Source organism: Paenibacillus sp. sgz302190 (assembly GCF_059820445.1).
On record NZ_JBZYAO010000013.1, the window covers coordinates 23,812 to 50,328 of the forward strand.

28 protein-coding genes are annotated in these 26,517 nt (G+C 54.4%); 13 read left to right on the forward strand and 15 right to left on the reverse strand.

What is annotated here, in order from left to right:
- Window positions 1-978: 978 nt before the first annotated feature.
- Window positions 979-1,494: a YfiT family bacillithiol transferase gene (locus AC6RNO_RS16035; RefSeq protein WP_497106029.1), complete on the reverse strand. Its 516-nt coding sequence runs from the start codon at window positions 1,492-1,494 to the stop codon at window positions 979-981.
- A 249-nt stretch (window positions 1,495-1,743) separates the two neighbouring features.
- Here AC6RNO_RS16035 and AC6RNO_RS16040 point away from each other — a divergent pair, with 249 nt between their 5' ends.
- From AC6RNO_RS16040 to AC6RNO_RS16055, 4 genes are all read left to right on the forward strand, one after another.
- Window positions 1,744-2,313: a DJ-1/PfpI family protein gene (locus AC6RNO_RS16040; RefSeq protein WP_497106030.1), complete on the forward strand. Its 570-nt coding sequence runs from the start codon at window positions 1,744-1,746 to the stop codon at window positions 2,311-2,313.
- Window positions 2,314-2,385: 72 nt separating this feature from the next.
- Window positions 2,386-2,553: a helix-turn-helix domain-containing protein gene (locus AC6RNO_RS16045; RefSeq protein ID WP_497106031.1), complete on the forward strand. Its 168-nt coding sequence runs from the start codon at window positions 2,386-2,388 to the stop codon at window positions 2,551-2,553.
- Window positions 2,554-2,676: 123 nt separating this feature from the next.
- Entirely contained in the window at window positions 2,677-2,901 is a 225-nt protein-coding gene (locus tag AC6RNO_RS16050) for a DUF1128 domain-containing protein (protein WP_474684064.1), read from the forward strand.
- 190 nt (window positions 2,902-3,091) lie between these two features.
- On the forward strand, window positions 3,092-3,385 hold the full coding sequence (locus AC6RNO_RS16055) for a hypothetical protein (RefSeq protein ID WP_474684065.1): 294 nt from the start codon (window positions 3,092-3,094) through the stop codon (window positions 3,383-3,385).
- A gap of 222 nt (window positions 3,386-3,607) precedes the next feature.
- Here AC6RNO_RS16055 and AC6RNO_RS16060 read toward each other — a convergent pair whose 3' ends face one another.
- On the reverse strand, window positions 3,608-4,063 hold the full coding sequence (locus tag AC6RNO_RS16060) for a hypothetical protein (protein ID WP_497106032.1): 456 nt from the start codon (window positions 4,061-4,063) through the stop codon (window positions 3,608-3,610).
- A 320-nt stretch (window positions 4,064-4,383) separates the two neighbouring features.
- Here AC6RNO_RS16060 and AC6RNO_RS16065 point away from each other — a divergent pair, with 320 nt between their 5' ends.
- Both AC6RNO_RS16065 and AC6RNO_RS16070 read left to right on the forward strand, forming a co-directional pair.
- On the forward strand, window positions 4,384-4,626 hold the full coding sequence (locus tag AC6RNO_RS16065; RefSeq protein ID WP_474684067.1) for a spore germination protein: 243 nt from the start codon (window positions 4,384-4,386) through the stop codon (window positions 4,624-4,626).
- Between the two features lie 11 nt (window positions 4,627-4,637).
- Window positions 4,638-4,904: a hypothetical protein gene (locus tag AC6RNO_RS16070; protein WP_497106033.1), complete on the forward strand. Its 267-nt coding sequence runs from the start codon at window positions 4,638-4,640 to the stop codon at window positions 4,902-4,904.
- A 107-nt stretch (window positions 4,905-5,011) separates the two neighbouring features.
- On the opposite strand, the gene AC6RNO_RS16075 is transcribed toward AC6RNO_RS16070, so the two are convergent.
- The 8 genes from AC6RNO_RS16075 to AC6RNO_RS16110 all read right to left on the reverse strand — a co-directional run bounded on the left by AC6RNO_RS16075 (window position 5,012) and on the right by AC6RNO_RS16110 (window position 11,007).
- Window positions 5,012-5,359 (reverse strand): hypothetical protein, encoded by a 348-nt coding sequence (locus AC6RNO_RS16075; protein WP_474684069.1) that lies wholly within the window; start codon window positions 5,357-5,359, stop codon window positions 5,012-5,014.
- 3 nt (window positions 5,360-5,362) lie between these two features.
- Window positions 5,363-6,766: a hypothetical protein gene (locus tag AC6RNO_RS16080; protein WP_497106034.1), complete on the reverse strand. Its 1,404-nt coding sequence runs from the start codon at window positions 6,764-6,766 to the stop codon at window positions 5,363-5,365.
- A gap of 5 nt (window positions 6,767-6,771) precedes the next feature.
- Window positions 6,772-6,990: a hypothetical protein gene (locus AC6RNO_RS16085; RefSeq protein WP_474684071.1), complete on the reverse strand. Its 219-nt coding sequence runs from the start codon at window positions 6,988-6,990 to the stop codon at window positions 6,772-6,774.
- Between the two features lie 107 nt (window positions 6,991-7,097).
- Window positions 7,098-7,544, reverse strand: coding sequence for an Hsp20 family protein (locus AC6RNO_RS16090; protein WP_497106035.1), 447 nt, complete (start codon window positions 7,542-7,544; stop codon window positions 7,098-7,100).
- A gap of 134 nt (window positions 7,545-7,678) precedes the next feature.
- On the reverse strand, window positions 7,679-7,972 hold the full coding sequence (locus AC6RNO_RS16095) for a small, acid-soluble spore protein, alpha/beta type (RefSeq protein ID WP_497106123.1): 294 nt from the start codon (window positions 7,970-7,972) through the stop codon (window positions 7,679-7,681).
- A gap of 148 nt (window positions 7,973-8,120) precedes the next feature.
- Window positions 8,121-9,548 carry a glycan biosynthesis hexose transferase WsfD gene (gene wsfD, locus AC6RNO_RS16100; protein WP_474684073.1) on the reverse strand — a complete coding sequence of 476 codons (1,428 nt, stop codon included), beginning with the start codon at window positions 9,546-9,548 and terminating at the stop codon, window positions 8,121-8,123.
- A 2-nt stretch (window positions 9,549-9,550) separates the two neighbouring features.
- Window positions 9,551-10,000, reverse strand: a complete 450-nt coding sequence (locus AC6RNO_RS16105) for a GtrA family protein (protein ID WP_488434391.1) — start codon at window positions 9,998-10,000, stop codon at window positions 9,551-9,553.
- Entirely contained in the window at window positions 9,997-11,007 is a 1,011-nt protein-coding gene (locus tag AC6RNO_RS16110) for a glycosyltransferase (RefSeq protein ID WP_497106036.1), read from the reverse strand. Before AC6RNO_RS16110 ends, AC6RNO_RS16105 begins: the two co-directional genes overlap by 4 nt.
- Before the next feature lie 271 nt (window positions 11,008-11,278).
- On the opposite strand from AC6RNO_RS16110, the gene AC6RNO_RS16115 reads away from it, so the two are divergent.
- Window positions 11,279-12,538 carry a mannosyltransferase family protein gene (locus AC6RNO_RS16115; RefSeq protein ID WP_497106037.1) on the forward strand — a complete coding sequence of 420 codons (1,260 nt, stop codon included), beginning with the start codon at window positions 11,279-11,281 and terminating at the stop codon, window positions 12,536-12,538.
- A gap of 56 nt (window positions 12,539-12,594) precedes the next feature.
- Here AC6RNO_RS16115 and AC6RNO_RS16120 read toward each other — a convergent pair whose 3' ends face one another.
- Window positions 12,595-12,699, reverse strand: coding sequence for a YjcZ family sporulation protein (locus AC6RNO_RS16120; protein ID WP_474684077.1), 105 nt, complete (start codon window positions 12,697-12,699; stop codon window positions 12,595-12,597).
- A 170-nt stretch (window positions 12,700-12,869) separates the two neighbouring features.
- Here AC6RNO_RS16120 and ytfJ point away from each other — a divergent pair, with 170 nt between their 5' ends.
- Window positions 12,870-13,274: a GerW family sporulation protein gene (gene ytfJ, locus AC6RNO_RS16125; protein WP_474684078.1), complete on the forward strand. Its 405-nt coding sequence runs from the start codon at window positions 12,870-12,872 to the stop codon at window positions 13,272-13,274.
- On the opposite strand, the gene ppk1 is transcribed toward ytfJ, so the two are convergent.
- From ppk1 to AC6RNO_RS16140, 3 genes are all read right to left on the reverse strand, one after another.
- Window positions 13,268-15,391 (reverse strand): polyphosphate kinase 1, encoded by a 2,124-nt coding sequence (gene ppk1, locus AC6RNO_RS16130; RefSeq protein ID WP_474684079.1) that lies wholly within the window; start codon window positions 15,389-15,391, stop codon window positions 13,268-13,270. The two genes, ytfJ and ppk1, sit on opposite strands and share 7 nt — an antisense overlap.
- A gap of 207 nt (window positions 15,392-15,598) precedes the next feature.
- Window positions 15,599-16,003: a glycine zipper domain-containing protein gene (locus AC6RNO_RS16135; protein WP_474684080.1), complete on the reverse strand. Its 405-nt coding sequence runs from the start codon at window positions 16,001-16,003 to the stop codon at window positions 15,599-15,601.
- A gap of 111 nt (window positions 16,004-16,114) precedes the next feature.
- The gene (locus tag AC6RNO_RS16140) at window positions 16,115-16,324 is read right to left on the reverse strand and encodes a hypothetical protein (protein WP_474684081.1); all 210 of its coding nucleotides are present in this window, start codon (window positions 16,322-16,324) and stop codon (window positions 16,115-16,117) included.
- A 170-nt stretch (window positions 16,325-16,494) separates the two neighbouring features.
- On the opposite strand from AC6RNO_RS16140, the gene AC6RNO_RS16145 reads away from it, so the two are divergent.
- Genes AC6RNO_RS16145 through AC6RNO_RS16155 form a run of 3 tightly spaced genes read left to right on the forward strand, consistent with a single transcriptional unit; the run spans window position 16,495 to window position 21,710 of the window.
- The gene (locus AC6RNO_RS16145) at window positions 16,495-21,165 is read left to right on the forward strand and encodes an HAD-IC family P-type ATPase (protein WP_497106038.1); all 4,671 of its coding nucleotides are present in this window, start codon (window positions 16,495-16,497) and stop codon (window positions 21,163-21,165) included.
- A 43-nt stretch (window positions 21,166-21,208) separates the two neighbouring features.
- A complete protein-coding gene (locus tag AC6RNO_RS16150) occupies window positions 21,209-21,472 on the forward strand; it encodes a DUF5132 domain-containing protein (protein WP_474684083.1) in 264 nt (87 codons plus the stop codon).
- Window positions 21,473-21,485: 13 nt separating this feature from the next.
- Window positions 21,486-21,710 (forward strand): hypothetical protein, encoded by a 225-nt coding sequence (locus tag AC6RNO_RS16155; protein ID WP_474684084.1) that lies wholly within the window; start codon window positions 21,486-21,488, stop codon window positions 21,708-21,710.
- A gap of 54 nt (window positions 21,711-21,764) precedes the next feature.
- Here the strand turns inward: AC6RNO_RS16155 and AC6RNO_RS16160 are convergent, their stop codons facing one another.
- Window positions 21,765-21,902 carry a hypothetical protein gene (locus AC6RNO_RS16160; protein WP_474684085.1) on the reverse strand — a complete coding sequence of 46 codons (138 nt, stop codon included), beginning with the start codon at window positions 21,900-21,902 and terminating at the stop codon, window positions 21,765-21,767.
- Between the two features lie 165 nt (window positions 21,903-22,067).
- On the opposite strand from AC6RNO_RS16160, the gene AC6RNO_RS16165 reads away from it, so the two are divergent.
- Together AC6RNO_RS16165 and AC6RNO_RS16170 are read left to right on the forward strand one after the other, a co-directional pair.
- Window positions 22,068-25,175, forward strand: coding sequence for an ATP-binding protein (locus tag AC6RNO_RS16165; protein ID WP_497106039.1), 3,108 nt, complete (start codon window positions 22,068-22,070; stop codon window positions 25,173-25,175).
- A complete protein-coding gene (locus tag AC6RNO_RS16170) occupies window positions 25,150-26,271 on the forward strand; it encodes a response regulator (RefSeq protein WP_474684087.1) in 1,122 nt (373 codons plus the stop codon). The genes AC6RNO_RS16165 and AC6RNO_RS16170 overlap by 26 nt, the downstream gene beginning before the upstream one ends.
- Window positions 26,272-26,517 lie beyond the last annotated feature (246 nt).

Consider the following 26,517-nt stretch of genomic DNA (forward strand, 5'->3'; position numbering starts at 1 on the left):
GCGATGCCAAGGAGACCTTCGCAAAGCTCGCGGGCAAAGAGGCATCGCAGGGCAAGCGTGCGAAGTCTAGCTGACCGCGGAGCTGACGAATGCTTGCCCGGTGGAAGCTGCGCGGCTATTTGGCAGGAGCAGTAAGCCAGCAAAAGTGAGACCGACGCAAAGCTCGCGGGCAAAGAGGCATCGCAGGGCAAGCGTGCGGTGTCTACCTGACCGCGGGACTGACGAATGCTTGCCAGGTGGAAGCTGCGCGGCTATTTGGCAGGAGCAGCAAGCCGGCAAAAGAGAGACCGACGCAAAGCTCGCGGGCAAAGAGGCATCGCAGGGCGTGCGCGCGGAGTCTAGCTGACCGCGGAGCTGACGAATGCTTGCCCGGTGGAAGCGGCACGATTATTTGGCCAGGAGTGAAAAGCCTGCAAAAGTGCAGCTTTTTGCTCCTTCGTATGCTCACCAAGAAATATTCCTGCAAAAGTGCAGGTTTTTCTCTAAAATTTGAGGCTTAGCCCTCTCACGATCGGAAATTCCTGCACAATTGCAGGAATTTCCTCCAAACGAGCCGTTTTCTTCGAAAAAGCCTGCACAATTGCAGGCTTTGCCGCGGCGGAGCCGTCTAGGAGCACGAAAATTGTGCTGTTGCGGAGCTTTTCGGCGTTTCTCAAGCATCGCAGCATGCGTCGGCGAGCCCGAGAGGCGCGCTCGGCACCCGTCCGAACGATGCCGAGCATCGATGTATGCGCAAGCGGAGCCGAACGGGCCGCGCGTCTCTACCGATGCCAAGCATCGCAGCATGCGTCGGCGAGCCCGAGGGGTGCGCTCGGCATCCGCCTGCGAACGATGCCGTGCATCGTTCGCAGGCGGCTTCGCGCCACAGTCGCGAAGCGATTGCATTTCCCTGCCATCCCTAATCGGGGGGCAGGCTGAAGGTTTACCGGAATAGGCTTCCCCATAAGTCATCGGACTTTGGGAAGCCCTTTCTTTTTTTCACATACGTTCCAGGAGTGAAGCGATTTGTGCGATATGATGTCGGCTGTGCCAGGCGTATCTTTGGGTGGCGACATCCAGGCTCATGAGGCCGTGGGTGGGGCTCGTAAATGTTTTTTGAAAGTCCGCAGGGGACAGCGAATGGAGCAGCTCTGCAAATCGGCTGTGAAGCGATTCCAGGAGAAGCAGCGACGGTTCGAGAGGCGCCTGATAGTCGCTTAATTCCGCCCACAAATCTTCCCGATACGAATTGGCCGTGGGATTATCCTCAGTGAGCGCTCGCTTGAAACGAATATAGGCATTCATGTCATTATCGGCCATATGATGGACAACTTGCCGAATGGTCCAACCGCCAGGGCGGTATGGCGTGTCCAACTGCACCGGAGTCAGGTGCTGCACGGTCCTTCTAAGCGCTGCCGGTATTTCGAGAATGTCCTCGATCCAGCGGCTGCGTTGTTCAGGGGTTGGGTTCCGCAAGGGCTCGAATTGCCCGATCGGATAACGGTGTGGCTCCATTAGCTCGCCTCTTTCCAACATGTAATTATTCCGCGCGCAGCTCCCGGTGAGCGGTGTTGCGCTGCATGACGGCGGTCGGTCGACCACATGCGGCCCACCCACCGGTGCAGCGTCGCAACGGGCGCCGGGAGAGGCGCGTTGGGTTTGGGCTTGTAGTTCGGCGTCTGTCTCATTATACTCTAACAAGCAGGCGGAGTCAGGTATTTTTTGGCATTCGTGCTGTTCACAAACAATACCAGGAGGATCACAATGGGGAAAATAATTTGTTTTATTTCACAGGATTTCGCCGATTTTGAAATTACTCTCGCTTTTCATAAACTGAAAAATGTCGGCAAAAGAGAAGTGCTGTCCATAGGGTATAGTGATGATTGCGTGGTTAGCGAATCCGGTTTATACTACAAGCCCAACATGACAGTCAAAGAAGCGCTGCAGCTGAAAGATATCGAAGGGCTGATCATTCCGGGGGGACCGATCAGAGATCAGCAGGATGTATTGACCGAACTCATCATCAAGCTTGATGAAGAAGAAAAAATGCTGGCTGCGGTATGCCACGGGCCGCAATATTTGGGAAGGGCAGGGGTGCTAAGGAGGAGGGCATTTACGACTTCCTGCTCTTTGGAAAGAATTCGCCAATTGGGCGTAGAAGACCCGTTTCCGCGCCAAAATTATGCCGATGAGCGTGTAGTCAGGGACGGGCATGTCATTACGGCCAAAGGACGCGCATTCGTCGATTTTTCTTTTGCGATTTTCGATTACCTGGGAATTTATAAGGACGATTCGGATAAGGAGCAATTGTATAAAGATATTATGGACAGATAAGGCGGACCCGCTAAGCCCGTAAAAGTGACGTGCGCTCGCTTAGGCAGTAAATTTGTCAAATAATTGACCCGCATGCGCATCACGAAAGCCAAAGAGCCGCTTATGGAGAACAAGCTGAACATTCAGCAAGTTGCCGAGCAGGTCGGCTATTACAGCACGCGCCATTTTACGAAATTGTTTACCGAGATTGTGGGCGTGTACCCTTCCGATTTTAAGAAAAGTATTTCATCCCAACTATAAAAAAGGGGGCTGCCCCGGTACCGCCGCAGGACTGTCCATTAGGACAATTTACAAAAATGCCGCACTCCATTACAATGAGGTACAGGAAGGGCAAATGCCTGGAGAAAGGATGAACCTGTGCCGATGGATTTGAGCAACTGGTCTGAAGATAATGTGGAATATATGTTTGAAGAAATTAAGAAAAAGCTCCGCATGGCAACCGGCGGGTCCATCAAAGCTTCGGCTTTGAAGCAGGATGCCTACGAGGATTTGAAGGATTTATACGATATGGTGATGAGCAAAGACAAATTCAGCATCAGCGAGATCGATGCGATTACATCGGAACTGGGCAAGCTGCGCAAAGCCTAGCAAGCTGCAGCGCACGGCTGCGGTCATTTGAACGGACTCTCTTCTTGAAGCGAAGGGGGGCCGTTTTTTGTGTTGAGCAGACTCCTGCGTATTTTGGATTTTGCCTCGGACAACTATCCAATCGCAAAGAATTGACGGGACGTACACTGTAGAGTAATGAATCCCTGTTTTCTGAAGGAGGTGCGCACTCATGTCAACTGCGATTCGCAAAAAAGATGTCCACAAATTGCTAGGAAAAGAGATTTTTGCGCTGAAAAAAGACGGAACTCAAGTTACAGGCAAATTGGTTCGAATCAGCGGCAATACTTTGTTTGTAGCTTCCCCGAAAGGGAAAAAGGGAGTTCAAACAAAAGCGGTTATTCCGCTTGTTTTGTTTGACCTTCTGGCTATCGGCACATCGCCATTCGGTTTCGGCGGCTTTGGCCCAGGTTTCGGCCCAGGCTTCGGCGGTTTCGGCGGTTTCCCAGGCCCATTCTTTTGGTAAGACCGCTGCTCCGCCGCATTTGTGAGTGAGCCAGCCCCAAATGCAGCGAAAAGACGCCGCCAAAACCACTTTTGCAAGTGGGGATGGAGGCGTCTTTTGCTGTGCATTAGGCAGAGCGTGCGGCCGGGCTGGTCAGAAACGCCTTCGCGGCGCGTTGGTTTCCCAAACTTGCTCGCCAGGGAGCCGTTGGTGATGTGTAGAAAATTTGCCGCAATTGGCGCGTCACCGGCAGCGCGCGGAATGTCGGCAATAGGCGGCAATTTTCTGAACAAACGTAGCGCTAGCAACGACAAATTCCTGCAAAGTGCAGGCTTTTCGCCGTGAAGGTGGGCTCAGATTCATTTTCACCGAAAATTCCTGCACAATCGCAGGCTTTTCCCCGAAAATGGCCGTTTGCCCTGAAAAAACCTGCACTTTTGCAGGCTGCCAGGAAACCCACACGCCGGAGCCGCGCACCATCTGCCTGGTTATGGTTGCGCGAGAAAAAACCTGCAAAAGTACAGTTTTTGCTCGGTTGATACGCTGACAACGACAAATTCCTGCAAATGTGCAGGCTTTTCGCCGCGAAGGTGGGTTCAGATTCATTTTCACCGAAAATTCCTGCACAATCGCAGGCTTTTCCCCGAAAATGGCCGTTTGCACTGAAAAAACCTGCACTTTTGCAGGCTTTTCGTCCAAACGGGCGCCCCCGCACGCGCTTCCCTCGTAAAAGCCTGCACGATTGCAGGCTGGCCCGGCTGGCAGCCGCTCCATAACCGGTCGTGCGGTCTCCCTCCGCCAAGCAACCGGTGGGGTCGCACCACCGCGACCTCGAAAGACAGATTCTCGCACAAAAAAGGATTGCGGAGTCACCAAATTTTTGCTGTGTTGGAGTTGTTCGACGGTGGTGCCGTTCCGGTTTTGTGATTTTCGGCACCTTTCCCGCCTGCGCCGAATAGGTTAACATACAGGATTCAGTGCCAGGGCGACAGGCCTGACGGCGGATAGGAGTGTGAAGCATGCCGAGTTCCATAGTGTTTAACATGATCAACGTCAACTCGCTGAATACGAATGCAACGATCGGAATCGGGGAGAATGCGCAATCAAGCTGGGATTCGCACAGCAAAAATAATGTTGCCACAGGCCAAAATTATGGAAATACGATCTTTGCCAACATAGCCAACTTTATTTTTGACAATGACTTTATCGACGCGCCGATCAATGATCAGGACTTCAAACCCGCAGTGACCAACCAGGTTTAGAGGTGATCGCGATGCTGAGACGAACGCCCGAATTGGACCGGCCCGTCATTCATTTCGACCAAATTCAGGTGAATTCCATTTCCAACGCTTCGGGTATTTTTGTCGGTACGAATACGCAGCTGTTATGGTCGGTCAGCAATAAAGAGAACAACGGGCTGGGTACTGTCAGCGGCGAGCAAAATCATGTGAATCATAATATCAATACGATATATGATAATGATGTGATCGATGCGCCTTATACGAAAGGCGATTTTTTGATCAGCCGGGGCTGCGGCTAGGAGTCTGGCGGGCGGAGTTGCTTACCTCCCGCATGAATTCCTCGGACAGACTCCTAAGAAACCGCACGATGTACAAAAACGGTTCCGTCAGTCAGACTTTCAGACCGTCACTTGACTTCCGCTTCGCTCGTTTCCTGCTCCTGCGCAGGCTCCTCCTCGCCGGGGGCGGAAAAGCCGGCTGCCTGCACGGAACCGGCAATCATATCTTGCAGCCACTCTGGAGCCTCCGAGCCCTCGATGTTCAGCATGTCGAGGAAGTCGGAGTCGTTCAGCAAGGAGCGTGTGCCGACGAGCTGATTGTGGTCTCCGGCGACAGAGCCGAAGCCTTGGACGGTTTTTTGCGTGCTCTCGAAAGCTGTGGGCCAGTTGTTGCCCATATTGATGCAGGACGCGCTCTCTACGGAGCCGATCCGGATCGAGCCGATAATGAAATTGGGCGACATGAAAGACGGCACGGGCTAAGCACCTCCTGTGTTCGGTTTAGGCTGGACTGTGTAGCGGTAACCGGTCGAAGTACGCTCGGGAGTGGAATGGTCCGCAGCCGCAGCATGGTCAGCAGCCGTAGAAGCGGCGGATGCACCGGCTTTGCCTCCGCCCGCGATAGCGCCGCTCGTGGCAGTTCCGCCGGCTTTGCCGCCTTCTGCGGACGCACCGCCGTGCACACCGGCTTTGCCGCCTTCTGCGGACGCACCGCCGTGCACGCCGGCTTTGCCGCCTTCTGCGGACGCGCCGCTGTGCACACCGGCTTTGCCGCCGCTCGTGGCAGTTCCGCCGGCTTTGCCGCCTTCTGCGGACGCACCGCCGTGCACACCGGCTTTGCCGCCTTCTGCGGACGCACCGCCGTGCACGCCGGCTTTGCCGCCTTCTGCGGACGCGCCGCTGTGCACACCGGCTTTGCCGCCGCTCGTGGCAGTTCCGCCGGCTTTGCCGCCTTCTGCGGACGCACCGCCGTGCACACCGGCTTTGCCGCCTTCTGCGGACGCACCGCCGTGCACGCCGGCTTTGCCGCCTTCTGCGGACGCGCCGCTGTGCACACCGGCTTTGCCGCCGCTCGTGGCAGTTCCGCCGGCTTTGCCGCCTTCTGCGGACGCACCGCCGTGCACACCGGCTTTGCCGCCTTCTGCGGACGCACCGCCGTGCACGCCGGCTTTGCCGCCTTCTGCGGACGCGCCGCTGTGCACACCGGCTTTGCCGCCGCTCGTGGCAGTTCCGCCGGCTTTGCCGCCTTCTGCGGACGCACCGCCGTGCACACCGGCTTTGCCGCCTTCTGCGGACGCACCGCCGTGCACGCCGGCTTTGCCGCCTTCTGCGGACGCGCCGCTGTGCACACCGGCTTTGCCGCCGCTCGTGGCAGTTCCGCCGGCTTTGCCGCCTTCTGCGGACGCACCGCCGTGCACACCGGCTTTGCCGCCTTCTGCGGACGCACCGCCGTGCACACCGGCTTTGCCGCCTTCTGCGGACGCATCGCCGTGTACACCGGCTTTGCCGCTGTCCGCGACAGCGCCGCCGTGTGCACCTGCTGTGCCGCCGCCCGCGATAGCGCCGCCGTGCGCTTTGTGATCCGTTTTGGCCCCAAAGTTGTTCCCGAGATTAAGCGAACCGCTTAATTCTTTTATATCCAGTTGATCCAGGCGAAATGTCAAATTTTCCAAAACAGGCTGATGAATATGCACGTTATCGATGCGGATTTCCGGCCTTTTTGCAGCCATGCTTGCAAGGTGCTCTTCCAGTTTTTGCAGCCGGGCTTCCAACTGCGCGATGACGGCGGAAGAAGCAGCGGCGCCGGCATCCGCCGCGGCAGGCTGCTGAGCGGGAACCGGCGGAGGAGGCGACGGCTTATCCCTGAAAAACCACCATCCCATAAAGCTCAGCCTTTGCGCTTGGGCGGAGGAACGTCGATAGTGTCCGAATCGAGGACAAGATGGTTGCCGCCGGTCACTACGTTGCCGTCCCCGGATACTTCGCCTAATCCATCGTTTGATTTTATGGCATGCTTGCGCCCTATAATTCGATTCTCTCCTTTGTTGATGCTGGACGTATTGGCGACGGAATCGATATGAATGGATTGAAACCGAATGCGTACCATGGAAAGTACCTCCTCCATTGTTCTGATATTATTATGTATATGGGGACAAACGGAGCATATTTCCCTTTTCTTCAAACGAATAAACGCCCGGCCGGAGCGGCCGAGCGTCAGGTGAATTTTATGGGAACCGGCGTTTCACCGGCTTCGGGCCCCGTCGGAATGCGGATGATCAGCAGGCCGTTATGATACTGGGCTTGCATGCGTTCGGTCAAGGCTGTGTCAGGCAGGCGAATCCGCCGTTCAAAAGCGCCGAAAAACCGTTCCGACAGCAGCATTTGTTCATCGATGACCTGATAAGGGCGGACAAGCGTTCCCCGGATGACGAGGAAATGCTCGCGGATGGAAAGCTGGACGTGTTCGGGGGATAATAGCCCGGGCACTTCGGCAACGACGACGACCTCACTGCCCGTCTCATACATATCGATTCTAGGTCCGGAAAGCGGGAGCAAACCGGCAATATCCTGCCAGAAATCAGGCCCCAGCACATCGCCGGCTTGTGCGTGAAGCCCTTTCCAGTCGGTTTTGGGAGCGCGGTTGCTGGGATTCGGCTTCAAGGGCATCACCTTCTGACTAAAATCTCGCAGCGAAACTGCTTGCTTCTAGCTTATGTGAGCCTGCGGCGGATTATGGCATTTAAGGAGTCTGACGGGCTAAGTTACTTTCACAGACTCCCGTCTGCCTCCGCCTCTTATCTTTGCGGCGGGCGCTGCTGCGAGAGCTGCTGCTGCGCCATGCGCACGAGTTCGCGCACCATGGCGCCCCCGATCGGGCCGCCGACCTTGCCGGCGTCCTCGGAGCGAAGCTGCCCGTTGTAGCCGGGCTGCAGCGGCACGCCAAGCGAGCGGGCTACTTCGTATTTGACCAGATCGGGCCGATCCGGGTTGACGTTGTAGCCCTGGGCTTTCATCACTTGCGCTTTGAGCTGGCTTAGGGCATGCTCCGATCCGGGCACGGCAGCCCGGTTGCTTCTTCTGCGAGCCATCATTTCATCACCTCACGGCTAGGAGTCAGTCCGACGGAGTTGCGTTTGTGCATACCCACTGAATAATGACTGCATATATGCCGCTCACGCTGCATGAATACCGTCATTTTGCATACATATACCTTCTACGCGGTTCATCGGACAGACTCTAGGATGCCCTGGCTTTGACGAAATTAACAGCCCGCTGTGCAAGCCATACGAGCGAGGCCGTCCACATGACGTCGAAGCAGACGTTGAACAGGAAGAGGTGCTTCTCCATGTCGGCTTCGCCGTCGCCGATAACCGGCACGAGAAAGGCGACCGCTCCGATCAAGCCTACGGCCATGAACACTTCGTACGCCGCTTTCGCCCCGCGCGCAGGCTCCCTCGCATACAGGGCGAAGATAACCGCATAATAAACCGCGGCAAATCCGCCCAAAAACCAGATCGAATGCGGCAGCGCCCGCTCTTTGATCACGCTCCACGTATCGAAGGCGGTCGAGACGCTTCCCGGGCGAAGTCCGGCGCTTTTCTCGTAATTGCCCAGATAGCCGATGTGAATGGTCATGGCTTTGCTAGCGGTTACTTCCAATTTGTCCCAGTATCTGCCCGGGTTCCGCAAATAAAACATCGCGATCTTCCCGTGACTGATGCGGGGATAAAACGATTGTTTCAGCGTGTCGCTCTGCTGGGGAATAGGCGTGTCCGGCATAAAATAATGCGTGCCCGCAAGGCGCGCGAGCGCGGGATCGAGGCCCAGCTCGTCCAAATCCCGCTCCGGCGACGGCGAGTCTTTCAAAATACCGTAAAACACCGATTGGTATTGGTTAACCGTTCGAAGCTCGCGGGGTGCCGTCGCATAAATCGCACACGACACGAGAAGCAGCAGGGCAGTCAGCGCGAAGCCGGTCTTTTTACGGCCTGCCGCGCCCAATAAGGGCAGCAGCCGGAGCGCCAGCAGCGCCAGGATGACTCCCGTCGGCGAGTTTTGGATTTTGGAGGCGGCAAGGAAGATCGCAGAAACGATAAAAAATACGAACCATGCGGTTCGCGGTTGTTGGCGTTCGGCCATATGCAAAGCGGCGGCAATCGTCAGCAGCAAAAACACGAGCGCCATCGGCTCCCCGAAGAAGGAGTTGAAGTAAGCCGTGTACCCGACATCGAAAAAGACAAGCAAAAACAAAACGGTGAACACGCATTTCGTCACAGGGGAGGCAAGCATCCGCAGCCTCAGCAGCAGAGCGAATGCGGTTAGCAGCAGCAAGCTGTAGAGGGCGCCGAGAAAGCGGATGTCGAAAACGTGCCAATCATACAGCAGCTTCGCGATCCATGATGCGGCGAACACCAGGATGATTTGCGACGAGACGTACCCGCCCGCGAAGGGCGCATCCATGGCATATTGCTTATGCATAAAAGCAAAGTAATGATCCTGTGGCGGTTCCGCAGCACTCAGGTAAGAAAGCCCTGCGGAACCCATGATGCGGAGAAAATCGCCATTGTCGGCAACGCCGAGAATCGGCTTCACAAACAGCAGAAAGCTGAGTATCCCGCTTGCTGCGAGCAATGCGAACGAATTCCATTTGTCGAACCTGCTCATTCCTAGCTCCTCGTAGGCAAGCTCCTTGATCCGGCCGTCCGGAACGTAAAATATTTATGCCCCGCATAATTTGCGATCGTGTAGAGGCCGTTCCCCGCCAAAATCGCCGCGTTATGCAGCAGTCCCGCGCTCAAGAAAGGAAGCAGCCTGGAAGCGGCTTCCGCCAGCAGCCAGCTGGCTCCGTAAGAAAGCCCGTAGCAGACCGCTATGACTACGGCGAATTTCCACCAGCTGCTCTTCACGCTTGCGTTCGAACGAAACGTAAACGTGCGATTCAGGACGTAGCTGACGACGGCCCCGACAGTGTTGCCGGTAAAGGTCGCAACCCAGTAATTTTGGTGCAGCAAGTTGTACAGCGCGAAGCTGGTCCCGAGTCCGATCAGCGTATTCAGCAAGCCGACGAGCAAAAAACGGGCAAAGCTGCCCGTGAGCCATGTGCGCATACGGTTCATGTCATTTGCCCGCCGATCTTGGCGCTAACGGATGGGGCTGCGGCAAGCTCCCGCGCATGTGCCGTCACCTCTTTTTCGATCACATAAAGAGGGCGGTGCTTCACCTCTTTATAAATTTTCCCAATGTATTCTCCGATTAAACCTAACGCCAGCAATTGCACGCCGCCGATGAACCATACGGACAAAACCAGCGAAGTCCAGCCTGTAACGTTGGCCCCCAGCAATTTGCCTATAATCGCGTAAAGCGCGGCGACGACGCTGAGCGCAAACAGAACGAAGCCCATCAAGGTGACAAATCGGATCGGCGTGACGCTGAACGAGGTGATGCCGTCAAACGCAAACGCGAGCATTTTTTTCAGTGGATATTTGGACTCCCCGGCAAAGCGCTCCTTGCGGTCGTAATATACTTTGGCGGACGGGAAGCCGAGCAGCGGCACGATCCCGCGCAGAAAGAGGTTCACTTCGCGAAACTTTTCCATTTCATCGAGCGTGCGTTTGCTCATAAGACGGAAATCGGCATGGTTGTAATGAATGTTCACGCCCATGCGGGTCATCAGCTTATAGAAGCCCTGCGCGGTAGCTCTCTTGAACCAGGTATCGGTCGTACGGCTTTGCCTGACTCCGTACACGATGTCGTACCCTTCGCGGTATTTGACGACAAACTCGCGAATGGCCTCCACGTCGTCCTGCAAGTCGGCATCGATGGAAACGACGCAGTCCGCGTAAGCTTTCGCTTTCATCAGCCCGGCCAGCAGCGCGTTTTGGTGCCCGGCGTTTCGGGCCAGCTTCAGTCCGGTAACGAACGGATTGGCCTCATGGAACCGCTCGATCAGCCCCCATGTTGTGTCTTTGCTGCCGTCATCGACAAGAAGCATCGTACTGGAGCTTGATATAAGGCCATCCTGGATCAAAGAATCCAGAACGCCGCTAAGCTGAAATACCGTTTCCGGCAGCACAGCCTCTTCGTTGTAGCAAGGAACAACAATTGTCAAAACAGGGTTAGCCACAGTTATTCGTCTCCATCCTGCAAGGAAAGTTGGTTGCATACGTTTTATGCCTCATTATAACGTAATCCTCACACAAATTTAATATTTAACGAAATTTAAACATTTTGCCCGTTTGTTTCGTCCATGAATGTAGACGAATGAAACCGGGAAAATGTTTCCATAACATTCCCCTCTTTACAAATCCTTAAATTGTTATTAATGTATTCTTCATGTAAATTTAAAGTGGTCAATTAGAAGAAGAAACCGACCCGCCCTGGAGGGAAGTGTAGAAATGAATGCGGAATTGTTCAAGAAGCCGCTGACGCTCAAGCTTGTTCTGTCCGTGGTGCTGCTTGTGCTTATTAGCCGCGCGCTGATGCTGTTTACGGGGTACGTAGGTTTGAATTTGTTCAACGATTATGCGGCTGTACCCACATATGTGCAAACCCCTCCCGGAAGCTTTTCCGAATGGAAAATGCAGTTGCCCGAAGAGCTGGAAAGCACGCGAAAGCTGCAGCTTGAAGATTTTATCAAGTTCGATACATATTCTTATTTAAAAATCGCCACCGAAGGCTATGACCAGGTTCGGATGGACGAGCCGCATACGGCGGCCAATTGGGTGTTTTTCCCGTTGTATCCGCTATTGATTTATTTGTTCGGCAAAATCATTTGGCTCGATCCGTCGATTGTCGGCATGGTGCTGTCCAACCTGTTTTTGCTTGCAGCGCTTATTTATGTGTACTTGATCGCCCTGCAACGCGGGTTAAGCGAGCGCCAGGCGGGAACCGTGCTTTTGCTTATATTGGTTTACCCTTCGTCGCTGTATTACTCGATTCCTTATACGGAGAGCTTGTTCCTGATGCTGTCGGCGGCAGCGATCTATCATGCGGGCAGCAAACAGTATGCGCTGGCGTTTTTGGCGGCAAGCTTGTCAACGGTGACAAGGGTGCCGGGCTTTATCAACCTCGCTTTTGTCATAGGCACCGTCTGCCTGGACGAAGGCTTCAAATGGACTTGGCGGTACGTCAGGTGGGCCGCGTACAGCTTGTTGTCGCTCGTTCCGATGGGATTGTACCTGCTTCATATGAAGCTGGTTACCGGCGATTGGCTGGCGCCTTTTCACGAGCAAAGCCTGCACTGGTTCCGCTATACGACGACGCCGTTTAAGAATTATTTCGGTTTTTTGAAAAACCCGTATTTCTCCACTCCGGACGGATGGGATAACGGACTGATCGCTTTTACGATATCGACGGCTGTATTTGTCGTATTTATCATCTATTTCCTCGTTCATCTCAAGAAGATGGTCCGCGATTGGAAGGAACTGCTGTTTTTTGGCTACGGCCTGCTGCTGATCGTCATTCCGTTTTCCAGCCAGCCGTTGTTCCTGGTCAGCGTAGTCCGCTACATCATGGTCAGCATTCCTTTTTACATCTATATCGTAAGCTTGACGAACAACCGCGAAAACGCCAGGCTGCTGTACGTGATGCTGTTTCTGATTTTGCATGTCATCATTACGATCGGGTTTTTCAACGGCTATTATTTCGTCATTTAATGATTTTATGTAAAAAAGCGGCTGGTACAGCTTACTTCGTACCGGCCGCTTCTATTTTACAGTCCAAAACCGAAAGTGCTGAGGACGATGACAAGCAGAATATATAATACAAGGATTACAGCCGTGCTGGTATGATGAAATGCTCCATATGCGCCACCCATGCCAATCCCTCCCTTCACACCACACTATATGTCGTTTGTCTATGCGCAGTATAGATAGATGTCCCGCTTTTTCAAAAAAACTTGGGATCATGTCCGAATCCGGCGCCGTTTATTCTTTTTCAATCATGACCACAATGACATCTAAGGACATAGCAGCGAAAGGTGATTGAATGACAGAGCACCCCTTGCAATCTTTTGTCACAACGGCAATGGATCATTTGAAAGAAATGGTCAATGTGAATACGACCATCGGAGAGCCGGTTGCAGCGCCCGACGGCACCTTTATTATACCGGTATGCAAAGTAAGCTACGGGTTTGCCGCGGGGGGAAGCGATTTGGGCAGGCGCAGCCCGGAATCCGCCGGAGTCATGCCGCCTTTTGGCGGCGGTACGGGCGGAGGCGTGTCCGTAACGCCGCTGGCTTTTTTGATCGTAGGCAAAATGGGCGTCCAAACGGTTTATCTGGACAACTCTCCCACCGTGTACGACAAAATTTTGGATATGGCTCCGCATCTTTTTGACAAATTGAACAATCTGATTCGGCAATCCGATGCGGGGGAAGAACATAGTCAGTGAACGAGGTCCGACTCGCTTTTGTAGGCGGAAGCAGCCAATGAGGTTATGTAGTCGTTCGGAATATGAACGGAGTTGTTTTTCCGGACTACTAGATCTCTGGCCTCAAACTGGCTGCGGCAGGGAGGCTGTTCATCATGCGCCATCGCGTACCGGCCGTCTGGCAGCAGCAGCCTGGCTTTCACATTATCGTTCAGCAGCAGCGACAAATATTGAATAACGGCGGACTTATGGTCTTCGTTCAGAAGGGGACACATGAGTTCGATGCGTTTATCCATGTTTCTGGTCATCCAGTCCGCACTGGACAGCCATATTTGCGGGGAGCCGGCATTTTCAAAATAAAAAATCCGCGAATGCTCCAGGAACCGGTCGACAATGCTGCGGACGGAAATATTGTCGCTTAGGCCGGGGATGCCCGGACGCAAGCAGCAGATGCCGCGGACGATCAGATCGATCCGGACGCCCGCCTGGGAAGCGGCATACAGTTCGTCGACGAGCTGTTTATTCGACAGCGCGTTCATTTTGGCGATTATTCTTGCAGGCTTGCCTTCGGCGGCGTGCTCCGCTTCGCGCTGAATGCAGTCCAGCAAGCGCTGCTTCAAATGCGTCGGGGCTACGCTGAGAAAATGCCACTGGTTCGGGGCGGAAAACCCCGTAATTTTGTTGAACAAATTGGATACGTCTTCGCCGATTTCCAGATCGGATGAGAACAGTCCGACATCCGTAAATATGTGCGCCGACACTTCGTTGTAATTCCCGGTGGCGACGTGGACGTAACGCCTGAGGGAATCCGCTTCCTTGCGCACGACCAAAATCATTTTGGCATGAATTTTCAGCCCGGGCAGGCCGTATACGACGTGGCACCCGGCTTTTTCCAGTTCTTTGGCCCATTCGATGTTCCGGGCTTCGTCAAACCGGGCTTTCAGCTCGACGACTACGGTCACCTGCTTGCCCGCCTCGGCGGCGCGGCTCAAAGACCGGATAATGCGTGAATTGCCGTTGACGCGGTATAAGGTCATTTTAATCGCCATGACGGAAGGATCGGCGGCGGACTGCCCGATAAAATCATTAACAGCGTCAAACGACTCGTACGGAAGAAACAAAAGAACGTCTCTTTTTTGCAGCACTGAAAAAAAGTTGTCCGTCTTCGTAAATTCCCGCGGATAGAGGGGTTCGAATCTCGAATACTGGAGATGCTCGAAACCTTGAATGGAATTGGAAAATGACATGAAATAGCTCAAATCAACCGGACCGTCGTTCGTAATCAGAAACTGGCTGTCGATTTCCAGTTCTTTTTTTAGCAGTTCCAATGCAAACGGGTCGAACCCTCTTTCGATTTCCAAACGAATCGGGGTGCCCCATTTTCTGGCGCGCAATACTTTTTCCACTTCATCGAGCAGATCCTCGGCTTCTTCCTCGTTCGGATCGAGATCGGCGTTGCGGGTCAAACGGAATGTATGGAAGGTGACCGGTGAATACGTCGTAAACAATGTATGAATGTGCTGCTTGATCAAATCTTCGAGTAAAACAAACTGCCGCACATGCTGGTCCTCCAGAGAAGGAACTTCAATGTAGCGTGGCAGATTGGGCGGAATTTCGACCAAGGCCACGTAAGTTTCCTTGTGCTGCGCATCGGAAGTCGGTTTCAGAACGACGGCCACATATACGCTTTTCGTGCGAATCAGCGGAAAGGGCCGGCTTTTATCGATAGCCAAGGGAGTCAGCACGGGAAATACTTTTTGAAAATAATAGGCTTCCATTTCCTTCTTTTGTTCGGGCTCCAGCTCGCGATAACCGGTAAAAACAAGACCTTCCTCCTCCAGCAGCCGGAGAATCCGCTCATTGGCCGCATATTGTTCGGCCACCAGCTGCTCGATCATGACGATGATTTTTTCCAGCAATTGCTGCGGCGTAAAGCCGGTGAAATCGGCCTCCTGGTTGCCCGCTCTGATTTTATCCATAATGCCGGCGACTCTAACACTTACAAATTCATCCAGATTGGTAGAAACGATCGATATGAACTTTGTCCGCTCGAGCAGCGGAGTGCGCTCGTCCTGGGCTTCCTGAAGAACACGCCTGTTAAACTGCAGCCAGCTAATTTCACGATTGATATAATCCACGGCGCGCCTCCATCTGCCTCATCGCTTTTTTCTGAATAACAGGAATCCGACTTTTTGAAACAATTGCCATGTAGCGCTGGGTCGAAACGTAACGGGGCCGGGCACATGTTCGTTATCGTTATAAGACATAGCCTCTTCTTCCTTTCGCTATTAAAGATAGGGAAAACTCGCTAATTGACAGTTAGCGAGTGTTGTTGAATTTCCGGGTTATTCGGGCTGCGCTGCCGGCTGTACGGCATTCGCAACGGTATCCGTTACCGATTCGGTGATATTGGAAACCGTATTGGAAACTCTATTCGTAATATTAGCGGCCAGACTGCTGTTGACAAGCGCATTGCCGGCCTGCGTTCCGAGCGTATGGCCCAAGGTGTTGCCAAGCAGTCCGCCGACAACCGACCCAAGGACTGTGCCGACTCCCGGCATCAGCGAAGTTCCAAGGATAGCCCCGTATTCGATGCCGGCCATAACGCCGAATGCGCCCGTCACATTGCCCGTCGTATGAACCATATAATCTTTTTTACCCAATTGGCCTCTCGTCAAGCTCATCGTGTCCTGTAATTGGGAAATACCTCCGGATATGAGCCCTCCCCATAAAGAACCGCCTTGAAACATACGGATCACTCCTTGTGTGTTTTATTTTGTTGCTACGGGATAGTAGTTCCCCATTGTACGATTTTTAAATCGTCGCCAAGCCGCCAAATGTTCTATTCAAGTTCATCCGAATTATGGGAGCGTGGAAGGCTCCGTATTGTTTTCGTCCTCATGCATGGCCGGCCGGAGCCCTGAGGCTCCGTCTTTGATTTGATCCCTGATTTCGAGCAGCACGCCTGCCCCTTTGACGGCCAGTTTGCGCGCGGCCTTCCGGGCTTCCGGGGACACGGCAAGCGCGACGGCAGCCGCGGCAAAGATGATGCCAAGCGGTGATTTGGCCACAATATCCTCTCCTTATATAAAGGTTGTACATAAAATAATTCCAAAATATGAAATATTTATACTTCATTCGAACATTTGGTCACGAAAAATCGATGCATATTTCAACTAACATTGCGAATAATAGCCAAATCACTTTTTTTGTGGTTAGCATGGATGAAGGAGAGTTATGGATGATAGCGTTACGAAATGACAACAGGTTTCTTCACATCCTGCCGGGGAGGATACGCATTGAAATTCGCGGGCTGCAGGGCAGCAAACGGACCGCGGAGCTGCTCGCAGCCAAATTATCGGCTTGCGTTGGCATTTATAAAGCGGAGCCTTGCACGATTACGGGCAGGATGCTGCTTCTGTATGATGCAAAGCAGATAACCGCGCAGCGCATTTTCGACCTGATCGGCGAAGTCGAAGAGCGGATCGGCGCTTCGGACCCGGAGGCCGAAGCGAAGGCTTTAGTCGCGGCCGCCGGGCCGGGAGAGGCGGAGCAGGAAGCCGCGGCTGCGCATGAGGCCGGGCCTGCCCGCGAGCCGCTGGCTCTTCCGGCGCCGCGAGGGCCCGGTACCGGCGAGCCCGCGGAAAAAGTGCCCATCGCCTTGGCGCTTTCCATGGGCGGTTTGGCCGTGCTGGGCATCAAGCAGGCTTTGTTCGGGCGTTCCGCCCTGGCCGGAAGCCCGGCGCCTTTTTATTTATCGGCGCTCGTCTCGGTCGTGACCGGCTACCCTTTTCTCAAACGGGGAGTTCAAGCCTATTCCGATAAGAGACAAATAAATTCGGATCTCCTTTTAGGCACAAGCGCTCTCGCCCTCGCGCTCATGCGCGAAAATTTGGTCGTGCTGGCAGGACTCAGCATTTTGCAATATGTGAACTGGAGGCGAAGCCGCTTCATATCGAACGGGCAGCAAGAGTCCGTGATGTCGCCGGAAATTCAAGCGTACAGCGAAAAGGCGGGCAAATTGGGGCTTGTCGCAGCCGGTTTGACTTTGGCCGTGACCCGCAGTCCGCTCCGCGCCATCGCCGTGCTTCTGGCCGCAAATCCGCGGGCGATGACCGTACCCGCGCAATACGCCTGGAATCAGGCAGAGCTTGTTTCGGGAGAAAGAGAATACGTAGTTCCGGAAAAGGGGTCGTTATCCCAACTGGCCAGAACGAAAACGATTTTATTCGAAGATTCGTCGCTTTTGTTTAACCGTCCTGAGTTGGAAGAAATCAGCTGCATCGCGGAGAAGGAGCAGGATGCGGATAAAGCGGTATGTTTGGCCGCTTCGCTGATGGAAAAAAGCAGCCATCCGTGGAAAGAAGATGTGCGCAGCAAGGCGAAACAAACTTGCCGGACGATCCGCACCGCTTTCCATGTGGAAGAAGAGAGACACGGAATAAAAGGCAAAGTCAATGATAGCCGGATTTTCATTGGCGGCTCCAAATATATGCAAGCGAACGGAATTGACTGCGATGCCTATGAGCTTAAAGCAAAAAGGCTTGCAAGAAAAGGCTTTGACGTTCTTTTTGTCGGGAAGCAGGGAAATGCCAAGAACGAATGTCTCGGCTTCATGGCCAGACACCGGCAATCGCCGGTCAACGAATACGGCTCCGCTGCCGCATCTTTCAGCGATAAAGGATGGTGGCTTGGACTGCTGAACAACAGCCTGCACATCGGCGATGACGAGATTTCCCGGTACCGGATGGATACGAGTTGGTCATCTCTGGAGCGGGGCGAAGTGATCGAACGGATCGCCGGACTTAAGCAGCAAGGGGAAGAAGTGCTGTTTGTCGCCGCTCAGGAGCAAACGCCGCTCAACCGGTTTTATAAAGAAGCCGGGGTGCCGTCGATTTCCATCCATGAGCTGCAGCGTGTCCGGGAAAGCGCTTGGTACGCCGTAAGAACGGATCAAACCGTAACCGAACATGCACAAATCGCCAAAAAATGGAACATTTTCGGCTCCGCTCTCGCTACGCTGGGCATGATCAGCGCGCCGGTCGCCAATTTGATCGGGGACGCTTTATCGCTCGTATTTATGTCCAGAACGAAAATCAGGAGCGAAGCCCTGCCGTCCCCGCCGCAAATGACGTTTAAGGACGAGGCAGCCGCCGCTTCCGAAGCTTGGGCCTGGCATCACCTCCCGAGCGAACGGGTCATCGGGGAGTTGCAGACGAACCTTCACAACGGACTGTCCCAGGATCAGGTTGCGGCGATGAGAAACCGGTATGGCCCGAATCGGCTTGACAGCAAAAAGCCTACGCCATGGCTCGTATCCTACTTGGGCCAATTCAAGGAGTTTACGACGCTGATTCTTCTTGGTACAAGTGTGCTGGCTCTGTTTACCGGCGGCCTTTTTGACGGGATCGCCATGGGGGCCATTTTGCTCGCCAATGCCGCAATCGGCACGATTCAGGAACGCAAAGCGGAAAAAGTGGTGGAAACGCTGAACCAGTTCCAGCCTCCGGCCTGCAAAGCAATCAGAGACGGCCGGCAAACGGAGCTGAACGCCGCCGAGCTGGTGCCAGGCGATATCGTTTGCCTGGAGGCGGGTGACCGCGTTCCCGCGGATATCCGCTTGATCAGCGCATGGAACATGCGCGTCAACGAAGCGGCTTTGACCGGGGAATCGCTTCCCGTCGAAAAGAGCGAGTCCGCTTTGCCTGAGGAATGCACCTTATCCGAGCGGAGCAATATGCTTTTCATGGGAACGGACGTGTGCGGTGGCAAGGGGATAGGCGTCGTCGTGCAGACGGGGATGAATAGCGAAATGGGCCATTTGGTGTCCCTGTTGAAACAGCAGGAAAAAGAAGTAACCCCGCTGCAGGAAAAAGTAACGTCGATCAGCAAAAAATTTGTGAAAGGCGCCCTTATCGCGGGAGGACTTGTCTTCGCAGCCGGCATTTTGCGCGGCATTCCCATTTCGCAAATGATGACAACTTCGATCACGCTTGCGGCATCAGCCATCCCACAAGGGCTTCCCGTGACGATAACGATCGCGCTAAGCGCGGGGATTTTCCGTATGGCGAAGAAAAACGCGTTGGTCCGCAAGCTTTCCTCTCTGGAAACGTTAGGAAGAACGACGGTCATTTGCACGGACAAGACAGGCACGTTAACCAAAAATGAAATGACGGTAAAAGCGATTTCCACCGTGGATCGCGGTTGGACGGTAACGGGCAACGGCTATGAACCGACGGGAGTGCTGCACGAGTTTGTTCCCGAGGTTGCCGCCGCAGCCGCGGAACAGAAGGGACAGGAACATTACGGAAGCCCGGTATCTCACCCTGATTTGAACCGGCTGCTGCAAATCGGCGTGCTGTGCAATAACAGCAAGCTTGAGCAGCATGACGGGCACTGGACGACCAAAGGGGACCCGACCGAAGGCGCACTTCTGACGCTCGCAGCCAAAAACGGGCTGTGGCTCAAAGATTTGACCCACTGGCACCGCGGGCACGAAATCCCGTTCGATTCCAAAACCGCAAAAATGAGCGTCGTGTGCAAAGATTCCCAGACGGAGCGGGAATGCTATCTTTTCTCCAAAGGGGCCGTCGAGACGATTCTCCGCCATTGCAACCGATACCAGAGGGACGGGGATGTACTGCCGTTATCCGAAGAACAGAAGCAGCACATTTTGCAGCAAAACGAAAAATTTTCGGCCGATGCGCTGCGCGTGCTTGCTTTTGCATACAGGCCTTTGGATGAGATCGACGGCGACGAGCCCATTGATGACGAGCGGGAGCTCATTTATGTCGGCATGGCCGGCATGATGGACCCTCCCAAGCCAGAAGTGGAGCGAAATATTCAGGAAGCTTTTGCGCTCGGGCTTAAGCCTGTAATGATTACCGGCGACCACCCGATCACCGCGATTTCGATTGCGAAGCAGCTTGGTATTTACAGCGATGCGCAGAGCGTCGTCACCGGCCATGAGCTTGACCGCATGTCGGACGAAGAGCTGCTTGGGATGGCGGATCAAGTGTCCATTTTTGCCCGGGTCACGCCTGAGCATAAGCTGCGCATCGTAACGGCTTTGCAAAAACGCGGATATATCGTCGCGATGACCGGCGACGGCGTCAACGATACGCCTGCTATCAAACAGGCCAACGTAGGCATCGCAATGGGGCGAACCGGGACGGAAGTTACGAAGGAAAGCGCGGATATGGTGCTGACGGAAGATCATTTCGGCACGATTGTCGAAGGGGTCAAAGAAGGCCGCACGATCATCGGCAATATTCGCAAAGCGCTCGGCTGTCTGCTGACCGGCAACCTGGCCGAGATTATCGTCACCAGCGCCGCCGTGATGGTCGGCCTGCCGATTCCTTTGGTTCCTATTCAAATTCTGCTCATGAATTTGCTGACCGACGCTCTGCCCGCGATGGTGCTGGCCGTGAATCCGGGCCATAAGAACAAGCAGCAACAAGTCGAATTCGTCGATAAGGAGCTGTACCGGAAATTGGTGACGAGAGGCTCGCTGCTCGGATTGGGCACGCTCGGTTTATTTGCCGCAAGCCTTGCGGTCGGCGCGCCTGTAGCGGTAGCTCAAAGCGTTGCCTTTGCGACGCTGATTTCGGGCCAACTGATCCAGACATTCTCATGGCGGCAGGAAGGCTCGGAAGAAACGATGCGCGATTGGACGAAGGACCGCTTCTTCGTCGGCGCTATATGCGTGTCGTGGCTGGCTCTGATAGGAGCGTTGTACATTCCGCCGCTGGCAGGGTTTTTCCATACCGCTCCTCTGCCGCTAGTCTACTGGATTCCCATCCTTGGCGTAGCCGGTTCGGTATCCCTCTTGTCCAAACCGGTTCTGGCCCTGATTTCAAAAACAAGGGCCATCCCGGCTCTCCCGGCGGCGGACGCTTACGCTGCGGCTTAAACAGCCGCAGTCTCACTCATGAACCCCATTAGGAGGAACGCAAATGATTCAGAAGAACATGGACAAAATCATTATCGGCGCTGCGCTTGCCGCAGCGGCAGCCGCTTTGCTGCCCATTGCCAAAGCGACGTTCCGCCCGCTTGCCGCACCCGGCATGCAAGGCGGCGCCGGTTTGCTGAACCGCGGCAGAGCGCTTATTGAATACGCGCGGCAGGAAGTGGAGGATATTATTGCCGAAGCTCAGTTCGAAAGAATGAAAAAGCAGCTTGACCGGGAAATTGCCCAGTATGACGATGCCGAAAAGTGAGGAGAACGGATGGATGACCGAGCAAAATATAGATAATCATTTGCGCGAAGCTTTGGCGCATCTGGAGTCGGCTTTAAACCAAAGCGTACGATGCGTGCTTGAGAACGATAACGCGAAAAAAGAAATAGGTTTGAAATGGGAGCAATTTCTTGGGGAGTTTATAGGACAAGTTAGGGAAAAAGGAAAGAAGTCGAGGTTAAATCTGCTCGGCTGGATTACGTTTCCGCGAATCCGCTAGCGAATTCACGCCTATGCAGCCTGAAGCAGGCAGTAGACCGCTTCAGGCTGAAGCTTATTTCAGGAAGCCTGATTTTTTCTTTCTTCGATTGACGGCATAGCGGACGATGAAAAAGAGTACCAATATGCTGACCCCAACGCCAACTTTCAGAAAACCTCCTAAAAACAGAACCGAATCTTTCAACATGCTCATGGACGATCACCTCCCCGAAACGATACATCCGTATTATGGATTACACCTGTAAAATTATTCGCGCCCATTGAGTACCTTCATGGCATAAGACCGAATATGTAGGATTTTGCCCGACACTGTCGAAATACTATTCGATCAAACTGCCTTTCATATAAGGGGAAAACAATGCGTAGAAAAACGGCTGTCGCCTTCATTATTTTTTGTGCTGCACTCATTCTTGTTGCGTTGAACTGGTTTTTGAACAACCGGCCGGCTGCCGGAAGCGTCCCCAAAGCGGAGAACGGAATCATGGATTTAACCGGGTGGAACTTTGCCGTCAGCGGGATCGTGCCCCTGGATGGCGAATGGGAGTATTACCGGGACCGCCTCCTGACGCCGGATGATTTTAAACCGGACGGCAGGGCGCCGGAGCTGACAGGCTACGTTCACGTTCCGGGCAAATGGGAGAACTACACTGTGCTCCAAGGGCGGAAGCCGTCCCCCTATGGGTACGCGACATTCCGGATGCATGTTAAACTGCCGGCCGAAGCCGGACGGAGCTTTGGAATCAGGCAGACGAATATAAAAACTGCCCATGTATTGTTCGTGAACGGCCGGGAGGTCGGCGCACGGGGCGTCCCGGGCACGAATCTGCAAGAGACGGTTTCCGTCAATGCGCCTTATGTCGGTTTTTTTTCGATTGACGGCAGCAGCGCCGATATCATTGTGCAGGTCGCCAACTTTCGATACTTCCAGGGAGGAATCACCCATTCTATTGTTCTGGGCTATCAGGCGGATATCCTGTATGCCCGGGAGTTTGCAGTGGCGAAGGACTTGTTCGCGGCGTCCTCTTTTCTGCTAATGGGCGCCTATTTCATAGCGCTGTTCTGGATGCGGAGAGGCGACCGTTCCTGGCTCTATTTTGGCCTGGGCTGTGTGTTGATGTGCGTGTTTACAGCGACGCACGGCGAGAAAATCACGACGCTGTTCTTGCCGGGAATTCCTTACGAGCTGTTTACAAAAATACAAGACTTTTCCGGCTTGGCGGGGGTATTGTTTTTGCTGCTGTATGCGATGCATTCTTTTCCCAATCTGTTCAAGAAAGCCGTGATGAAAGGGTTCGGGGCGGTGATCGCGGCGCTGATGCTCCTCGTTCTGTTAACCCCGGCATCGGTCTTTACTCCGTCAAGCATCGTGAGCTTCGCAGTGGCGTTTGCGGCAATTCTCTATGTCATATACGTGATGTTCGCCGGCGCCGTGCGGAGGATGGAAGGCTCGGTTTATATGCTGATCGGTGCATTGTCGCTGCTGGTCATGGTAGCGGTATCTTTAATGGAGTTTTTGGGAATGTCGGCGGCTTTTTCCGTTCAAATGACCGCATGGATGTGCTTTGTTGTGGCTCAAGTGATGTTATTATCCAAAAGGTTTATAAATGCGTTTGCTGCGGTTCAAAAGCTTTCGGAACGGCTGAGCTCCATGGACCGTTTGAAGGACGAATTTCTGGCCAATACGTCCCATGAGATGAAAACGCCGCTTCACGGGATCATCAACATTGCCCAATCGCTGATTGAGGGAGCGGCAGGCCGAATGACGCCGCAGCAGGAGCAGAACTTGGCGATGATTGTGGATACCGGCAAAAGGATGACCAATCTGGTCGGGGATTTGCTCGATTTTTCCAAATTGAAGAACGGAGAGCTTGTTTTGAACCGCCAAGCCGTTGCTTTGCGCCCGGTCGTGCGCGTGATCCTGGAGATGTTCCGCCATTTGGCCGGAGTCAAGCCGGTTCGGTTTATTGATCTTTTGAGCGACCGGCACTTGGTTTATGCCGATGAAGACAGGCTGACGCAAATTTTGAACAATCTGATCGGCAATGCGCTGAAATTTACGGCGGCTGGCGAGATTGCCGTCTCGGCGCGGGAGGAGAACGGCTGGCTGGCGATATCCGTCTCCGATACCGGCATCGGGATTCCGCGCGATAAGCTGGGGGCCATATTCGAATCGTTCGAACAGGCCGGGAGGGCGATTGCGAAAGAGTACGGAGGAACAGGACTTGGGCTCAGCATCGCCAAGCGGCTCGTGGAATTGCACGGCGGCAAGATTTGGGCGGAGTCCGAACCCGGGCAAGGCGCGGTACTGACGTTTACGGTGCCGCTTGCCGGCGGGGCGGCCTGGGAATCCGCCGAGACGGGGAAAGAAAGGGTGAACGCGCTGCGGGAAGCCGCTTCCCTGCAATCATTCCCGGCGGACACAGTCCGGCTGGAAGGCGGCGGAACGTTTACTGTTCTCGTTGTCGACGATGACGCCGCGAACCGGCAGGTGCTGCTCAACCTCTTGTCTGTAGAGAAGTATACGGTTATTGCCGTATCCAGCGGGATGGAAGCGCTGCGCCAGCTTGAGCTGAACTGGCGCATCGATCTGGCGGTTGTCGATCTGATGATGCCCGGCATGTCCGGGTATGAGGTGTGCCGGAGCATCCGCAAGGGATACTCGCTGTCTGAGCTCCCGGTGCTGCTGCTCACGGCCAGAAACCGGCCGGAGGAAATGATGGCGGCGTTCGACGCGGGAGTGAACGACTTTCTCGGCAAGCCTGTCGAGGCCGGCGAAATGAAGGCGCGCATCCGGACGCTGCTGAAGATGAAAATGTCGGCCAGCGAATCGATCAGCGCCGAGATGGCTTTCCTGCAGGCGCAGATCAAGCCTCATTTTCTGTACAATGCGCTGAATACGATCTCCGCATTCTCGCTGGACGATCCGCAGGCCGCGCGGGATTTGCTGGCCAGGCTCAGCCAATATTTGCGCGGCAGCTTTGATTTCAGAAATCTGGACCGGCTGGTGCCGCTGCGCAAGGAACTGGAGCTTGTGGAAGCTTACCTGTCCATCGAGAAGGCCCGTTACGGGGAGCGGCTGCGCGTCGTGTACGATATTGACGGCGATGCGGATTGCCTGCTGCCGCCGCTTGTCATTCAACCGCTGGTAGAAAATGCGGTGCAGCACGGCCTGGCCGGCCGCAAGCAGGGCGGTACGGTGGCCATCTCCGTTCGCGCTAGCGAACGCGATGTGGTCATAACGGTGGAGGACGACGGTATAGGGCTCAAGGATTCTCTTTCCGCGAAGCGACAGGCGGACAGCGAGGCGGCGAGCAGCGGCGTAGCCTTGACAAACATCCGCAAGCGTCTGCTTCGGATGTACGGCCGCGGCTTTGACATCGCAAGCAAGGCGGCCGGCGGTACGGCGGCAACAATTCGCATTCCGAAGGGGGAAAACATACATGATCAAAGTAATGGCGGTCGATGACGAGCTTCCGGCTTTGAAAATGGCCGAAAGCGTGCTGCGGACGTTCGACGACGTGAATATCTGCGGTCTTTTTCACGACCCTGAGGAGCTGTTGGAATGTCTGCTTACGGCTGAAGCGGACATGGTTTTCGTCGATATGAAGATGCCCGGCATGCATGGCCTGGAACTGGCCGAATTGATTCAGGAGCGCAGACCGGATGTCGCGATCGTTTTTGTGACGGCCTACGACTATTATGCGGTCGACGCCTTCGAGACGGAAGCGCTTGACTACGTGATGAAGCCGATGACGGCGGACCGGCTGCGCAAAACGCTGGATCGGTTCGCCAAGAAGCGGGGAACAGAGCTGCAGGGAGCGAAGCCGAAGGGCATGCTGGTCCGAAGCTTCGGGCGCTTTTGCGTGGAAACCGGGCAGGGTCGGAAGTTGAAATTCCGCAGGGCAAAGACCGAGGAACTGTTTGCGTTTCTTCTTCACTACCGGGGGCAGCCGGTTTCCATGGAGAACATCATGGATGCTCTGTGGGGGGACCGGGACGCCGAGCGGGCTCAGTCCATCCTGTATACGACGGCGTATCAGCTTCGCAAAGAGTTGGAAGCATTCGGGCTGTTCGAGGTGATTGAGCAGACTCGCGCCGGAGGGGGGCGCTATCGGTTATTGTGGACCCCGGACGTTTGGGATTGCGACGAATTTGAGAGCTTGTACCGGCGGTTCAAAGAAAGTAATGATATTGCCGATGCGCAAAGGGCGCTGGAGCTGTACCAGGCCGGTTATTTGACGGAGAACGGATACGATTGGGCGGAGGAGAAGCGGAGCGAGCTCGAATTGAGGTATGTCGAGCTGCTGGAGCGCATTGCCGACTGCGAGGCGCGGCGGCATCGGTTCGAGCTAGCCTTGCCGTATTTGCAAAAATGGGCGAATCTTCAGCCGTTCACGGAGCGGATTCACGCCAAAATTATCGCGCTGCACTTGCTGATGGGCAACAAGGAGGCGGCTGCGGCGTATGAAAAGAAGATGAAGGACTTGTTTGCCGGCGAATTGGGCGTTCCGCCGGATATCGATACAAGGGCTTTGGCTCTGAATCCCTTGGCTGTGTTTTAGTATGGAAGCGCGAGCGGCTCTCCCGTCTGCAGGACGGCGAGGGCCTTTTTGCTTTTGTTCAAACTCGGTTCAAAAACGATAAGTTATAATGTCGAACTGAGGCGTAACTCGCGAGACTGATTGTAGGTCTTTAGTCTGCATGGGAGGGTGCAGAGCTATGAAGGACAAAGATAGGAGTGCGGGTTGCGGTGAGCCTGGATGACAGACATATACCGAATCTGCGGAATATGGCGATGCCAGCCGGCA